13 protein-coding genes are annotated in these 14,502 nt (G+C 41.8%); 8 read left to right on the top strand and 5 right to left on the bottom strand.

All coding sequences use genetic code 11. The annotated features are described in order from the left end of the window. Nucleotides 1–9: 9 nt before the first annotated feature. A complete protein-coding gene (locus G3341_RS04210) occupies nucleotides 10–882 on the bottom strand; it encodes an MBL fold metallo-hydrolase (protein ID WP_154623971.1) in 873 nt (290 codons plus the stop codon). A 122-nt stretch (nucleotides 883–1,004) separates the two neighbouring features. Between G3341_RS04210 and G3341_RS04215 the strand changes: the two genes are divergently transcribed. Continuing rightward, nucleotides 1,005–1,925 carry a LysR family transcriptional regulator gene (locus G3341_RS04215; RefSeq protein ID WP_154623970.1) on the top strand — a complete coding sequence of 307 codons (921 nt, stop codon included), beginning with the start codon at nucleotides 1,005–1,007 and terminating at the stop codon, nucleotides 1,923–1,925. Here the strand turns inward: G3341_RS04215 and G3341_RS04220 are convergent. Beyond that, nucleotides 1,899–2,834 (bottom strand): LysR family transcriptional regulator, encoded by a 936-nt coding sequence (locus tag G3341_RS04220; protein ID WP_154623969.1) that lies wholly within the window; start codon nucleotides 2,832–2,834, stop codon nucleotides 1,899–1,901. The genes G3341_RS04215 and G3341_RS04220 overlap by 27 nt on opposite strands. A gap of 117 nt (nucleotides 2,835–2,951) precedes the next feature. On the opposite strand from G3341_RS04220, the gene lysA reads away from it, so the two are divergent. Then, entirely contained in the window at nucleotides 2,952–4,211 is a 1,260-nt protein-coding gene (lysA, locus tag G3341_RS04225; protein WP_163860762.1) for a diaminopimelate decarboxylase, read from the top strand. A 378-nt stretch (nucleotides 4,212–4,589) separates the two neighbouring features. Here the strand turns inward: lysA and G3341_RS04230 are convergent, their stop codons facing one another. Together G3341_RS04230 and fadE are read right to left on the bottom strand one after the other, a co-directional pair. Next, nucleotides 4,590–4,943 (bottom strand): ribonuclease G, encoded by a 354-nt coding sequence (locus G3341_RS04230; RefSeq protein ID WP_154623967.1) that lies wholly within the window; start codon nucleotides 4,941–4,943, stop codon nucleotides 4,590–4,592. Nucleotides 4,944–5,194: 251 nt separating this feature from the next. After that, nucleotides 5,195–7,660 (bottom strand): acyl-CoA dehydrogenase FadE, encoded by a 2,466-nt coding sequence (gene fadE, locus G3341_RS04235; RefSeq protein ID WP_154623966.1) that lies wholly within the window; start codon nucleotides 7,658–7,660, stop codon nucleotides 5,195–5,197. A gap of 347 nt (nucleotides 7,661–8,007) precedes the next feature. On the opposite strand from fadE, the gene lpcA reads away from it, so the two are divergent. Continuing rightward, nucleotides 8,008–8,586 (top strand): D-sedoheptulose 7-phosphate isomerase, encoded by a 579-nt coding sequence (gene lpcA, locus G3341_RS04240; RefSeq protein ID WP_154623965.1) that lies wholly within the window; start codon nucleotides 8,008–8,010, stop codon nucleotides 8,584–8,586. 25 nt (nucleotides 8,587–8,611) lie between these two features. Beyond that, complete coding sequence (locus G3341_RS04245) at nucleotides 8,612–9,379, top strand: class II glutamine amidotransferase (protein ID WP_154623964.1); 768 nt, start codon at nucleotides 8,612–8,614, stop codon at nucleotides 9,377–9,379. Here G3341_RS04245 and G3341_RS04250 read toward each other — a convergent pair. Next, entirely contained in the window at nucleotides 9,350–10,087 is a 738-nt protein-coding gene (locus tag G3341_RS04250; RefSeq protein ID WP_163860763.1) for a L,D-transpeptidase family protein, read from the bottom strand. The two genes, G3341_RS04245 and G3341_RS04250, sit on opposite strands and share 30 nt — an antisense overlap. A 417-nt stretch (nucleotides 10,088–10,504) precedes the next feature. Between G3341_RS04250 and G3341_RS04255 the strand changes: the two genes are divergently transcribed. Genes G3341_RS04255 through G3341_RS04270 form a run of 4 tightly spaced genes read left to right on the top strand, consistent with a single transcriptional unit; the run spans nucleotide 10,505 to nucleotide 14,500 of the window. Then, nucleotides 10,505–11,848, top strand: a complete 1,344-nt coding sequence (locus G3341_RS04255) for a Na(+)-translocating NADH-quinone reductase subunit A (RefSeq protein WP_154623962.1) — start codon at nucleotides 10,505–10,507, stop codon at nucleotides 11,846–11,848. Nucleotides 11,849–11,852: 4 nt separating this feature from the next. After that, on the top strand, nucleotides 11,853–13,091 hold the full coding sequence (locus tag G3341_RS04260) for an NADH:ubiquinone reductase (Na(+)-transporting) subunit B (protein ID WP_154623961.1): 1,239 nt from the start codon (nucleotides 11,853–11,855) through the stop codon (nucleotides 13,089–13,091). After that, nucleotides 13,084–13,878 (top strand): Na(+)-translocating NADH-quinone reductase subunit C, encoded by a 795-nt coding sequence (locus G3341_RS04265; protein ID WP_163860764.1) that lies wholly within the window; start codon nucleotides 13,084–13,086, stop codon nucleotides 13,876–13,878. The genes G3341_RS04260 and G3341_RS04265 overlap by 8 nt, the downstream gene beginning before the upstream one ends. Beyond that, nucleotides 13,871–14,500: an NADH:ubiquinone reductase (Na(+)-transporting) subunit D gene (locus G3341_RS04270; RefSeq protein WP_154623959.1), complete on the top strand. Its 630-nt coding sequence runs from the start codon at nucleotides 13,871–13,873 to the stop codon at nucleotides 14,498–14,500. Before G3341_RS04265 ends, G3341_RS04270 begins: the two co-directional genes overlap by 8 nt. Nucleotides 14,501–14,502 lie beyond the last annotated feature (2 nt).

Consider the following 14,502-nt stretch of genomic DNA (forward strand, 5'->3'; position numbering starts at 1 on the left):
AAAATGAGCTTATTGTGGCCACTGCATCTCGCCTTTAATAACTTTAGCGCTTAGTTCTAAACTCGATTTGTCATCAAGATTTGGGTAAGCCTGTTCCATTTTACTCGTTAACATTTTGGCATCCTGACTTTGTTCAGCCATTGTTTCAAAAGTCTTTAAATAATTTTGGGTGAAGGTGACTGACGTTAGATCCCTTTTTGAATTTCCTGTAAAGTGCCCCGGTACAACAATCTTAGGGTTCAAAGCCTGAATATTTTCTAACGTTTGTTGCCAATGTTGGCGTGACTCTTTGGTTTGCGTATCTGCAACCCAAACGTGAATGTTGTCCGAGACAACGACACCACCGACAACAGCCTTCAATGATGGGATCCAAACATAAGTACGTTCAGGGGCTGGGCCATCACTTCCTTTAATCAATAATGTTTCACCTTCGATAGTAAAACGGTCTCCTTGTATTACATCGGGAACAATGAGAGCTGCTGGCGCTTCATCTTTCAGTATTGTCCGCCAGTACGCGAGTTTACTCTCTTTTGACGCTTTGATAGCTTCGACAGTTTCTTGGGTTGCGACCACTTTTGCATCGGGAAACGCTTTAATAATGGTGTCTAACCCAAAGTAATAATCTGGGTCAGAATGGCTGATATAAATGGTTGTTAGCGTTTTATTGAGCGCTTTGATTTGGTTAACAAGCGCTTGAGCATCGTTTTTTTGGAATTGCGCGTCTATTAGTATCACTTCTTTATCGCCGCTGATGATTTCAGAAGAGACAGGGAAGATGCTGTTATTTCCGGGATTATACACATCCAGTTTTAGTGTTGCGGCTTGGGTAAACGCGGTCGTTAGTGTAACGAATGCCGTTAGAGCGACGGTGCGGAGTTTCATTCTTTATTCCTCATTATTATCTTTGTTTCGTGTTTGGTTCGATGAGATGTATATTAAATTGCAATAATGATGAGAAAAACGTCATAATTAGCAAATGTTTGTTGCATAAATCGGTCAAATAGATGGATAGACTCACAGCGGTTCAAGTGTTTATTAGTATTGTTGAGCAGGGCAGTATGAGTGGTGCTGCTGATAAATTGGATATGTCGAGGGCAATGGTAACTCGCTATTTGGCTGAAATGGAGCAGTGGGCGGGAGTACGCTTGTTAAATCGCACGACAAGAAGATTAAGTTTAACATCGGCTGGTGAGGGCGTTTATCAGCAAGCGTTAAAATTGAATGCACTTTCTCAGACGTTACCTGTTCAACAACAGCATGATGCGAATCAGCTATCAGGGTTAGTGCGTATTAGTTGCGCCCAATCTATTGCCAGTCAGGCCCTCTCGGTTGCGATAACGGAGTTTTTACACTCTTATCCGAATATGGCAATTGACCTCAGTGTGACGAATAAATCGGTGAACCTGATTGAAGAGCGCATTGATGTTGCGATACGAATTACTAACCAATTAGAACCCAGTCTGATCGCCAAGCCACTTTCAACTTGCCATTCTGTGGTGTGTGCTGCGCCATCTTACTTAAAAGATAAAAAACTCCCTACTAAACCAGAGGATCTAGCGCCCTTAGAGTGTCTAACTTACCATTTTTTTGGTCGTAGCCTTTGGCATTTTGAAAAAGCGAATGAGCCTTTTTCTGTATTGGTCGGGGGGCGTCTCAGTGCCGATGAATCTGTCTTTTTAGCGCAAGCGGCGCTAAATGGGGCGGGAATTACACTGCAACCTTATTTGTCCGTCAAAAAATATCTGGAGTCAGGCGAGTTAATTCAACTATTGCCTGATTACCAACCTCAGCCGTTAGGTATTTATGCAGTATATGCTAGCCGTCAAAACATGCCGACAACATTAAGAGCCGTATTGGATTTTCTGGGTCATTGGTTTGCCACCTCTGAATATTGGTTGTCATTGATGCAGCAACGCGGCGCTTAAATCACGCTCAGTTTGAGCAAATGACGCTTTTAAATATTGAGTGAAGATATCAGAGAGTTGTGATGACGGGCGATGAACAGGCTTAATGAAACTCACAGTAAAAGGAATTGAAAAACTTAATGGGCGAATAATTAATTTACCTGCGGACTGCTGGTGGAAATCCAATGCTGTTATTGGATTTACGATAGAAATACCAATGCCTTTGAGAACCATTGCACAGATAGAGGATGCAGAATGAGTTTCCATCACCATTTTTCTTTCGATTTGATGTTGGGTAAAAATGGTATCGATCAGTTGCCGATAGCTATCTGTCAGCGACAGACTAATAAAAGGTTGATGCAGAAAATCAGTAGGCGTTAGCATTCCTTTCTTTTCAAGAGGGTGTCCTGCTGGCAATACACACACTTCATTAAGTGACCCTAATGTGAGTTGTTCGGTACCCGGAGGGGGTTGTAAATGCTCAGTTAAACCAAAATCATAACGCTGTGCAGAGAGCCATTCTTCCAGAATCGGAGATTCTTGTGGGATCACGGTAAGACTGACGTCTGGGTAATCAGCCATGAAGGTTTGACATACATTTGGCAGTAAAGATTGAGCAAAAGCCGGTAAGCAAATAACCGAGAGCTGTGTATTATCAAAGCGTCGGATCGTTTGTGCTGAATTTTTTATTCGCTCTAAGCCATAATATGAACGTTCAACTTCTTCAAAAAAACGTAGCCCTTGTGCTGTAGGGCGTAATCGGCCTTTGATACGATCAAATAATTTAAATTGTAGTAGGTGTTCTAGGCGAGCCAACTCTCGACTAATCGTCGGCTGTGAAGTGTTCAGCAATAACGCGGCTTCCGTCAGATTTGGGGTGGTCATAACTGCACGAAAAATTTCAAGGTGTCGCCAAGAGAGAGTTTGCATAGTGTATTGACCATCCTATATCAGAAATGAATAGATTTTAGCAAAATAGATATTTTTTTTCCCTGCCTTTCTCTGAATAATGGAACGATAGAATAAAAATTTATCGGCGAGAAAAACATGACCTCATTTGCAAGCACCACAAGCTCATATTTAACACCTGAAAATTTAATCTCCTTACCTGAGCAATTCGGTACACCTGTATGGGTATACGATAGTTCAGTGATTATTGAACGTATCAATCAATTGAAAATCTTTGATACCGTGCGTTTCGCTCAAAAGGCATGTTCAAACATCCATATTCTACGACTAATGCGTGAGCAGGGCGTTAAAGTTGATTCTGTTTCACTGGGTGAAATAGAGCGTGCGCTTGTGGCGGGTTTTCAAGCGGGTCGTGAAAATGCAGAAATTGTGTTTACGGCTGATGTGCTCGATAGAGCGACGTTGGCTCGAGTGACTGAGCTGGATATTCCGGTCAATGCTGGCTCTATTGATATGTTAAGCCAAATTGGTGAGAGAAAAGCGGGTCATCCAGTTTGGTTACGTATTAATCCAGGTTTCGGTCATGGTCACTCACAAAAAACCAATACAGGTGGTGAAAATAGTAAACATGGTATTTGGCATCAAGATCTGCCTGAAGCTCTTGCCCAAATTCGTCGTTATAACCTGTCGTTAGTTGGTTTACATATGCATATTGGCTCAGGGGTTGACTATCAACATTTAGCGAATGTCTGTGATGCAATGGTTGAGCAAGTCGTGTCATCGGGTGTGGATATTCAGGCTATTTCAGCGGGTGGTGGATTATCAACGCCATATCGGGAAGAAGATGAGTTGATCGATGTCCAGCATTATTTCAGCTTATGGAATCGTGCTCGCCAACGTATTGAGCAGCATTTAGGCCATACCGTTGAGTTGGAAATAGAACCGGGGCGTTATTTAGTGGCAGAGTCTGGTGTGTTACTCGCAGAGGTTAGGGCAGTTAAACACATGGGGAGCCGCTATTATGTGTTAGTGGATAGTGGTTTTAATGATTTAATGCGTCCAGCCATGTATGGAAGCTATCATCATATTTCAGTCCTGCCTGCGGATGGGCGTTCGCTGGATAATGCACCACAAAAAGAAGCGATTATCGCTGGGCCTTTGTGTGAGTCAGGTGATGTATTTACTCAACAAGAAGGCGGCATGGTGGAAACGCGTTTATTACCAGAAGTGCAAGTTGGTGATTATTTAGTGTTTCATGACACCGGTGCATACGGTGCTTCAATGTCTTCTAACTACAACAGTCGCCCATTATTACCCGAAGTGCTACTCGTTAATGGTAAACCAAAACTTATTCGTCGCCGTCAAACCATCGAAGAGTTATTGGCGTTAGAGCTTTAATTCTTTTTGATTTGGATACTACCTTGATTGGTAGTATCCGCTGTACTTATTATGTATTCAGTGAGCATTTTATTGTGCTTAAGAAATCTGTTGAGCTGAATGGAAAATACAAAAAATTAGGCAATTAAATTGTTGGTTAATGTTTCTTGACCGAGAAAAAACTCGTTGATAATAAAATAAAGGAAACTAAATTCTAGGTTGATATGGGTGTAAACGCGGGGATATATCCAGTATTTACGGGTATCAACAAGATTGGTTGGATATTGTTAATAGAATAGACTTTGACATAAACAAAAATAGTATGTCGCTAGCCATAGTGATTTTAAGTGATTTAGAATGATTAAAACCACTATGACAATGTAATACTAGTTTTAGCTATTAGTGTTGGCTTTGTGATGCAATGCTTGCTAACGTCGCCATCATCGTCGAGAAAAAGAATAAGAAAAATATCACAGAAAATACAACTGTAATAATAAAATAAATTAATCCAGCTCTATTCCAGGTTTCTTGTACTTTCATGAAGGTTTCTGCTGAATCATAATCACCATTTTTCCAAGCCCATTCATTACCTTTGAACCCACAAACAAACATCCATATTAGATTAAAGAATGGAATTAGCATTAATAACGGCAAGTACGATTTATTTCCAAACCCCCATATGATATTGAACATAAATGCACCCCAGTTCCAACGCTTAATTCCCTCTGGTACTTCTTTATTCGAATAAGACATTTTATATCTCCAGTTCTAAAAATGATAATAATTGATTTCACTAACCATAGTAAAAATAGTCTCGTATTCTAATATAAGAAATTCTTAAGTTAAATTTATTTGTGTAATAATAATGTTACTAAAGATGTAATTACTCTTTAGTGGAGATATTTATCGTTGGATAGTGACAGTGGCGAGGCGGTTTGATGAAAAATAATAAAAAACTAGCCCAATATTAAGGGCTAGTTTTTGTCTAATTTAAAATAACCTAATTAAGCAGCTTGTTTCTTTTTAGCTTGCTTGTCATTTTCACCTTCAGTATGAGGATTTTTTGTACTAGCTGTTCCCAATGCTTCAAAATCAAATTCATCAACATTGATGGTACGTAGACGGCTAGCCTCAGCCTTGCGCAGAATATCTGCTTCTTCTTGGGTGATAATATTTTCAGGCAACATTTGCTCAGCTAATTTATCTAAGCGAGTGAAGCTGAATTTACGTTCTTTCAAGCGACAAATTCGTTCAAAAATAGGTTCTGCCGCGATAATGTCATACAGTGCCTGATTCACTAAACCATGAGGGTTATGCTCTGTTGGTGTCAGATACTGCCCACGGCCAATTCGGTCGCGGGTTTCAGACGGTTCCATTAGCAGTTGTGCTAATTTATGGTCAAGGCGATCCGATGGCGCTGACATAGCACGACCTGTAGGGAATAACGTAATACGCATCAAGCCTGCAACCATTCTATTTGGGAAGTTTTTCAATAAATCGTCCATCGCTTTTTCAGACTGATACAGACAATCTTCCACGGCCCATTTGACTAATGGTAAATCCGCTTTTTGACGTCCTTCATCTTCATAGCGCTTCAGTGTCGCTGTCGCCAAATAGAGATGGCTCAGAATATCACCTAAACGGGCTGAGATTCGTTCACGACGTTTCAAGCTTCCCCCTAGCACCGCCATAGAAATGTCAGCGAGTAGAGCAAGGTTTGCACTTTGGCGATTTAACATCTGATAGTAGCGACGTGTCTCATCTTTTGTTGGGGCACTACTTCCACGACCATTGGTTAAACCTAACCAGAAGCTGCGGAATTGGTTACTAATAACGTGACCAATATGACCAAACACGGCTTTATCAAATTTATGTAGATTATTATCTTGAGCTGCGGCCATCTCTTCCAGTACATAAGGATGACAACGAATTGCGCCTTGGCCAAAGATGATCATGCTACGGGTTAAAATATTCGCACCCTCAACGGTAATGGCAATAGGAGCACCTTGATAAGCTCTACCGACAAAGTTAGATGGGCCAAGACAGATACCTTTACCACCGGTAATATCCATTGCATCAATCACTGAGTGTTGTCCTCGGTGAGTACAGTGATATTTAACGATAGCAGAGAGAACCGCAGGTTTTTCGCCTAACATAATACCAGAGGTAATTAATGTCGCCGCTGCATCCATTAGGTAGGAGTTACCCGCGATACGTGCGAGAGGTTCTTCAATACCTTCCATTTTACCGATAGGTAATTTAAATTGACGACGGATATAGGCATAAGCTCCCGTTGCCATTGCAATGCTTTTTAAGCTACCCGTTGAGTTGGATGGCAGAGTAATACCACGGCCAACAGATAGACATTCAACCAGCATGCGCCAGCCTTGCCCTGCCATTTTTGGACCACCAATGATGTAATCGATAGGAACAAAAATATCTTTTCCACGAGTAGGTCCATTCATAAACGGAATATTCAGTGGGAAGTGGCGATGACCAATTTCAACACCTGGGGTATTGGTTGGAATCAAGGCACAAGTGATCCCTAATTGTTTTTCACCCCCCAGTAAGCGATCAGGGTCTGACAATTTAAATGCAAGTCCAAGTACTGTTGCGATAGGCGCAAGCGTGATATAGCGCTTGTTCCAGCTTAGGCGCATACCTAAAACTTGTTCACCTTGCCATTCTCCCATACAAACCACGCCTGTATCAGGAATGGCGCCTGCATCGGAGCCAGCTTCAGGGCTTGTTAGTGCGAAACAAGGGATCTCTTCACCGGTCGCCAGGCCCGGTAAGTAGCGCTGTTTCTGCTCTTCGGTACCGTAATGCTGTAGTAACTCACCGGGACCAAGGGAGTTAGGTACACCGACAGTAATAGCAAGAATACCTGAAACACCAGCCAGTTTTTGTAGGACTTGAGATTGCGCATAGGCGGAAAACTCAAGGCCACCGTATTCTTTTTTGATGATCATGGCAAAGAAGCGGTGATCACGTAAATATTGCCAAACTTCAGGAGGAAGATCAGACAATTCATGACTGACAGCAAAATCATTAACCATGCCACAAACGGTTTCAACGGGGCCGTCTATGAAGGCTTGCTCTTCAGCCGTTAGCTGAGGTTTAGGGTAATTATGTAATTTATTCCAATCAGGCGCACCGCGGAAAAGGTCGCCTTCCCACCAAGTGGTTCCAGCATCGATAGCTTCCTTTTCGGTACGAGACATCGGAGGCATCACTTTTTGGAACATTTTCAGGGCGCGAGCTGAAAATAGTGATTGGCGCACTGGCGTAAAGACAAATGGAAATAAGACTAGCGCAACCGGTAGCAGCATCCAGTAACTCCAGATATCGAGTACGCCCATCACTGCGGTATAGGCAAGTAACAGTACAGTGCTAAGCGCCAATGATGTTTTGTGGTAGCAGAGAATACCAATTAATACGAGAAATAGAATGATACTGAGTAGGGTCATAGGAAAACTCCTGTATACTTGTAAGAGGTCTGACCTGTTGTTTATCTAATCTATAACCTTTAATAAAGAATTAGCAACACATTTACATCTTAATTACAACTTGGCTCACAAAATCACCAAGTAACGCCCTGTAACAGTTTCAGAAAAGAAGAAATAACGTCGTAAAAAAGCGTCAAAGCGATAAAAAGGGATAAAAAGCACGGATTAGTGCTAAATGCTTAAATCAAACATAATCAGATGTAGAAAGAAAATGTACCCTGTGTAACAATCTGAGGAGTAAAGATTAATTACCTATCTTCAGGCCGTTTATCACGGCTCAGAAACCGTTAAATTTAAGGGGAAATCTCATGTATCAAGATCTGATCCGTGGTGAGCTATCAGAAGCAGCCGATACGTTGGCAAAATTCCTTAGTGATGATGCAAATATTCAGGCTATTCAACAGGCTGCTGTATTATTAGCAGACTCCTTTAAAGCGGGGGGGAAAGTCCTGTCATGCGGTAATGGCGGATCTCACTGTGATGCTATGCACTTTGCTGAGGAGCTAACAGGACGCTATCGTGAAAATCGTCCGGGCTATCCAGCTATCGCGATTTCTGACGTGAGCCATTTATCTTGTGTCAGTAATGATTTTGGTTATGAATATGTATTCTCTCGCTTTATTGAAGCTGTCGGTAAAGAAGGAGATGTTCTTCTTGGGATCTCAACCTCAGGCAATTCAGGCAACATCATTAAAGCAATTAGTGCTGCTCGTGAAAAAGGCATGAAAGTGATTACGTTAACTGGGAAAGATGGCGGCAAGATGGCGGGGAGCGCCGATATTGAGATTCGCGTGCCACATTTTGGTTATGCAGATCGTATTCAGGAAATTCATATTAAAGTGATTCATATCCTGATCCAATTGATTGAAAAAGAGATGGTTAAATAATTCTCTGGCAAGAGAGGGTCTTAAAATGTGCGAGTTACTTGGCATGAGCGCAAATGTGCCAACAGATATTAACTTTAGTCTCAGTGGACTGATATCCCGAGGGGGGCAAACAGGCCCACACAAAGATGGTTGGGGGATCACGTTTTATGAGGGGCTAGGGTGTCGTACGTTTAAAGATCCTCAACCGAGTTTTATGTCTCCAGTCGCACGTTTTGTACAGGAATACCCGATTAAATCGGAAACGGTAGTCGCACATATTCGCCAAGCAAATCGTGGAGACGTTACATTAGCCAACACGCATCCTTTTACACGAGAGTTGTGGGGACGTAATTGGACTTACGCTCATAATGGGCAATTAAAAGGTTATCGCTCGCTGAATACAGGGAATTACCGGCCTATTGGTGAAACTGATAGTGAAAAAGCATTTTGTTGGCTGTTAAACCAACTCGCCATGAAATACCCGCGAACCCCCGCTAATTGGCCTGCTGTTTTTCGTTTTATTGCGATTTTAGCTGAACAATTACGCCGTAAAGGCGTATTTAACATGCTATTGTCTGACGGGCGTTATTTAATGGCTTTTTGCTCCACTAACCTTTACTGGATCACGCGTAAAGCACCGTTTGGTAAAGCGAAATTACTCGATCAGGATGTTGAGATTGATTTTGAAAGTTGCACAACACCCACGGATATTGTTTCGGTGATAGCTACCCAGCCACTTACTGGAAATGAAAGTTGGCATAAAATTGAGCCGGGTAGTTTTGTGCTATTTCACCTCGGCCAGCGTATATTGTGATCGAAGTCTCAATAACTTATCTTGTGTTTCTGGCAAGCTATTAACGGCATATTTTCCTGATGTAACAGAGATTTGTGCGGGCTTGCCTACATCATGAAAGTAATCATAAGCAGGTTTTAATTGCTGCCAGAAAGCGTAATGGCTTGAGTTTCGATGAAGTAACATATTTTCTTTTGTCATGCGAAAAGGATAGATGCTGACATCAATAGTGTTTTGACCATTTTTAAAAGCGGTCTCAACAGCTTGATAAATTTCACTCATATATTTATCGGTCATTGCATAGCATCCAACAGACACGCAGTCACCATGTATCATAAGGTAGTTACCTTCATAGCCTTGCGCTCGATCGAACTCGTTAGGGAATCCTAAATTGATAGATCGGTAATACCGACTGTTTGGATTAAGTTGAGAAGCGGTTATTTGATAGAATCCCTCGGGACTTTTTAAATCGCCTTCTAGCTTTTTCGGACCTAGCCCGCCAGAAAACTTACAAATTGGGTAAGTTTTAGACAGATTATACTTCCCATTTGGCGCTTTTTTATAGAGTTCTAATATGCCTTCTTGCTTAAATATTTGAATAAAGAGGGTCGAATCTTGTTGGTTAATCGTTTTACTATTAAGTAAAAATGAATGATTATTCGCTTCAGCAACGAGAGCTTGTAGAGAAAATAGGATAAAACTAAAGCTAATAAAGGTATTTTTTTTCATGCTTAAGCCAAATAAGGTTGAGTTTTTTTGTTTAAAAAAAAATCATTTTAGCGATATTTTAAACGAGCAGATAGTGATTTGATATAGTCCATTAATAATTTAGTGATGAATCGATATTGTGTGAAAAACGGACAGCGTTCGATAAATGTGAGCTAAAACCTCGTTTATTACGAATGATTGCAAGAAAAATTGAAAATTTATTGTTATTTGCTTGAGCTAAGTCACTTGAATATCCGGACAGAAGTCGGGGGAACTGGTAAAATTACGAACGGCAGAATAAGAGAATAGTGTCAAAATATCGAGAGAATTATTTGCTTGAGTTATGGGAGTAACTTGAGCTGTTTTTATTTACTGAGTCGCTATGGTCCTTCACCGGATCATTAGCTTAGGGTTAACTTAGAAACTTGTGCAGATCTTATGATTAAAATTAAAAAAGGCCTCAACCTTCCTATTGCAGGTGAGCCAGCCCAAGTAATAGAAGACGGCCCGAAAATTCAACACGTAGCATTGCTAGGTGAAGAATATGTCGGAATGCGTCCTTCTATGCTGGTGAAAGAAGGTGAGCACGTAAAAAAAGGGCAGGTTCTTTTTGAAGATAAAAAGAATCCAGGAGTGTTATTCACTAGCCCAGCCTGCGGTAAAATTATTGCGATTCATCGTGGTGAGCGTCGTGTCCTCCAATCCGTTGTTATTGAAATTGATGGTGACGAACAAGAGACCTTTGCTTCTTACAATAGGGATGAATTGGCAAGTTTGACTCGTGAACAAGTCGAAGAAAACTTGGTTAAATCAGGCTTATGGACAGCATTAAGAACCCGTCCATTTAGCCGTTCACCTGAACTAGGCACCTCGCCTGCCGCTATTTTTGTGACAGCAATGGATACCAATCCACTGGCGGCTGATCCGCTGGTTGTCATCCGTGCTCAGCAAGAAGCCTTTAATGACGGGTTAACCGTTCTGTGTCATTTGACTGAAGGTAAAGTGCATGTATGTCATGGTGCAGGGGATTTACCTAAGTCTAGTAATCATCCGCAAGTCGCTTATAGCGAATTTGCGGGTCCTCACCCAGCAGGGTTAGTTGGTACTCACATTCATTTTCTGGAGCCTGTCAGCATTCAGAAAAAGGTATGGCATCTTAATTATCAGGACGTGATTGCATTTGGGAAGTTATTCACTACAGGTTATCTATATACTGATCGCGTAGTATCACTTGCCGGCCCTCAGGTTGAAAAACCGCGTTTGATTAAAACACGTCTTGGCGCTGATCTGTATGAATTAACCAAAGGTCAACTCAAAGCAGGCGAAAACCGTATTATCTCTGGCTCTGTGCTATGGGGCGTAACCTGTGATGAAGCGCATCATTATTTAGGGCGTTTTCATAATCAGATCACCGTGTTACGTGAAGGTCGTGAGAAAGAGTTGTTTGGTTGGATTTGGCCTGGTTTCAATAAATTCACTATCACCCGTACAACCGTTGGGCATTTCTTGAAAAATAAACGCTTTAATTTCACCACAACGATGAATGGTGGAGAGCGTTCAATGGTGCCAATTGGTAACTATGAGCGGGTAATGCCTCTCGATATTATGATAACCCACCTCCTACGTGACCTCCTTTCTGGAGATACGGATTCTTCTCAGGAATTGGGATGTCTAGAGTTGGATGAAGAAGATCTGGGGCTGTGTACTTATGTATGTCCGGCCAAGTATGAATATGGCCCAGTACTTCGTGATGTACTCACCAAGATTGAGTTAGAAGGGTAATTCCATGGGGTTGAAAAATTTATTTGAAAAGAATGAGCATCATTTTGAGCCTGGTGGAAAGTTAGAAAAACTCTATCCATTATTTGAAGCTGTTTCGACAGTTTTCTATACACCAGGTACCGTCACCAAAGGTCGCTCTCACGTTCGTGACACGATAGACCTTAAACGTATGATGATCCTTGTTTGGTTAGCGGTGTTCCCTGCAATGTTTTGGGGAATGTATAATGTAGGAAACCAAGCTATTCCTGCTCTTTATCACTTATATAGTGGTGCTGAGTTACAGCAAGTATTGGCTGGAGACTGGCATTATCGTGTTGCTCAGTTCTTAGGTGCATCCATTACGCCTGATGCAGGTTGGGGAAGTAAAATGCTGCTTGGTGCAGTGTATTTCCTGCCTATCTACGCGGTTGTTTTTGCGGTTGGTGGTTTTTGGGAAATTCTGTTTTCTCTTATCCGTGGCCATGAAATCAACGAAGGTTTCTTTATATCCTCCATTTTGTTCGCATTAATTGTTCCGCCTACCATTCCATTATGGCAGGCAGCATTAGGGATTACATTTGGTGTGGTGATAGCGAAAGAAATTTTCGGTGGTACAGGGCGTAACTTCCTTAACCCTGCACTTGCTGGACGTGCTTTCTTATTCTTTGCTTACCCCGCTCAAATTTCTGGGGACTTAGTTTGGACGGCTGCTGATGGTTTCTCTGGTGCAACGCCACTTTCTCAGTGGGCGACTGGCGGTGAACATGCTCTAATGAATACAGTATCAGGTGAACCTATCACTTGGATGCAAGCATTCTTAGGCAATATGCCTGGTTCTATTGGTGAAGTTTCCACATTGATGATTTTTATCGGTGGTGCATTCATCATTTTCTTCCGTATTGCTTCATGGCGTATCGTTGCTGGTGTTATGGCTGGTATGATCGCGATGTCTTATCTCTTTAACTTTATCGGTTCGGATACAAACCCTCTCTTCGCAATGCCATGGTACTGGCATATGGTCTTAGGTGGTTTTGCGTTCGGGATGATCTTTATGGCGACAGACCCTGTTTCTGCCTCTTTCACAGATAAAGGTAAGTGGGCTTACGGTATTTTGATCGGTGTTATGTGTGTGCTTATCCGTGTTGCAAACCCTGCATATCCGGAAGGTATGATGCTAGCAATCCTGTTCGCCAACTTGTTTGCTCCTCTGTTTGACTATCTGGTCGTTCAAGCAAATATTAAACGGAGAAAAGCCCGTGGCTAATGAAAAAACAACCAATAAAGATAGCGTCGGCAGAACGTTCATAGTCGTTTTTATTCTATGTCTAGTGTGTTCTATCGTCGTAGCGGGTTCTGCTGTAGGTTTAAAGTCTAAACAGCAAGAACAAATTTTATTAGATACGCAACGGAATATTTTAAGTGTTGCTGGTCTCTTACAACCGAAGATGACAGCGGAAGAAGTGCAAAAAATTTATGGCGAACGTATTGAGCCTAAATTATTGAACTTCAAAACTAATGAACTTTCCGACAGCACCAGTCGCTATGATCTTAATAGCGAATTGCGCAGTGAAGAAACGAGCATTGCACTTTCACCTGCTGAAGACATTGCGAAAATTCGTCGTCGTGCAAACAGTGCTGAGATTTATCTTGTCAAAGATGATCAAGGTAAAGTTTCACAAATTATTCTACCTGTTTATGGCTCAGGGCTGTGGTCTGTCATGTATGCCTTCGTTGCAGTCGACATTGATGGCGTAACTTCACGTGGTATTACTTATTACTCTCACGGTGAAACACCGGGTCTAGGGGGGGAAGTTGATAACCCACAATGGAAAGCTCAGTGGCCGGGTAAAAAACTCTTTAATGAGCAGGGTGTTCCTGCGATAAAAATTGTTCGTAGTGGCTCAACAGATAGCCCTTATGGTATCGATGGCCTTTCAGGTGCAACGCTAACTTCAAACGGTATCCAACACATGTTTGATTTTTGGTTAGGCGACAACGGCTTTGGTCCGTTCCTGAAAAAAGTTCGTGAAGGAGCGCTGAATAATGGCTGATTCTAAAGAAGTAAAACGCGTACTGCTTGGGCCTTTGTTTGATAACAACCCAATCGCACTACAGATTCTTGGTGTATGTTCTGCATTAGCAGTAACAACCAAGCTGGAAACGGCTGTAGTGATGACGATTGCAGTAACTTTGGTCACTGCATTTTCTAACTTTTTTATCTCATTAATTCGTAACTATATTCCAAATAGTGTGCGGATTATCGTTCAGATGGCAATTATTGCTTCTTTGGTTATTGTTGTTGACCAAATTTTGCGAGCCTATGCTTATGAGATCTCCAAACAGCTCTCTGTATTCGTTGGTCTTATCATTACAAACTGTATTGTTATGGGGCGTGCTGAAGCTTACGCAATGAAAGCGCCACCTGTAGAAAGCTTTATGGATGGTATTGGTAATGGCCTCGGTTATGGTGTTATTCTGATCCTCGTTGGTTTTTTACGTGAACTATTTGGTTCAGGCAAACTGTTTGGTATTACCGTTATGGAATCATTGCAAAATGGTGGTTGGTACATGCCTAACGGTCTGTTCCTATTAGCACCTAGTGCATTCTTTATCATTGGTATGCTGATTTGGGGACTACGTACCTTGAAACCGGCTCAGGTAGAGAAGGATTAAGT

The organism is Providencia vermicola, from assembly GCF_010748935.1.
GTDB classification, from domain to species: Bacteria; Pseudomonadota; Gammaproteobacteria; order Enterobacterales; family Enterobacteriaceae; genus Providencia; species Providencia zhejiangensis.

What these genes read in the sequence shown, in the direction of transcription:
- G3341_RS04210 (WP_154623971.1), bottom strand. Translation starts at nt 882, where the DNA reads ATGAAACTCCGCACCGTCGCTCTAACGGCATTCGTTACACTAACGACC.
- G3341_RS04215 (WP_154623970.1), top strand. Translation starts at nt 1,005, where the DNA reads ATGGATAGACTCACAGCGGTTCAAGTGTTTATTAGTATTGTTGAGCAG.
- G3341_RS04220 (WP_154623969.1), bottom strand. Translation starts at nt 2,834, where the DNA reads ATGCAAACTCTCTCTTGGCGACACCTTGAAATTTTTCGTGCAGTTATG.
- lysA (WP_163860762.1), top strand. Translation starts at nt 2,952, where the DNA reads ATGACCTCATTTGCAAGCACCACAAGCTCATATTTAACACCTGAAAAT.
- G3341_RS04230 (WP_154623967.1), bottom strand. Translation starts at nt 4,943, where the DNA reads ATGTCTTATTCGAATAAAGAAGTACCAGAGGGAATTAAGCGTTGGAAC.
- fadE (WP_154623966.1), bottom strand. Translation starts at nt 7,660, where the DNA reads ATGACCCTACTCAGTATCATTCTATTTCTCGTATTAATTGGTATTCTC.
- lpcA (WP_154623965.1), top strand. Translation starts at nt 8,008, where the DNA reads ATGTATCAAGATCTGATCCGTGGTGAGCTATCAGAAGCAGCCGATACG.
- G3341_RS04245 (WP_154623964.1), top strand. Translation starts at nt 8,612, where the DNA reads ATGTGCGAGTTACTTGGCATGAGCGCAAATGTGCCAACAGATATTAAC.
- G3341_RS04250 (WP_163860763.1), bottom strand. Translation starts at nt 10,087, where the DNA reads ATGAAAAAAAATACCTTTATTAGCTTTAGTTTTATCCTATTTTCTCTA.
- G3341_RS04255 (WP_154623962.1), top strand. Translation starts at nt 10,505, where the DNA reads ATGATTAAAATTAAAAAAGGCCTCAACCTTCCTATTGCAGGTGAGCCA.
- G3341_RS04260 (WP_154623961.1), top strand. Translation starts at nt 11,853, where the DNA reads ATGGGGTTGAAAAATTTATTTGAAAAGAATGAGCATCATTTTGAGCCT.
- G3341_RS04270 (WP_154623959.1), top strand. Translation starts at nt 13,871, where the DNA reads ATGGCTGATTCTAAAGAAGTAAAACGCGTACTGCTTGGGCCTTTGTTT.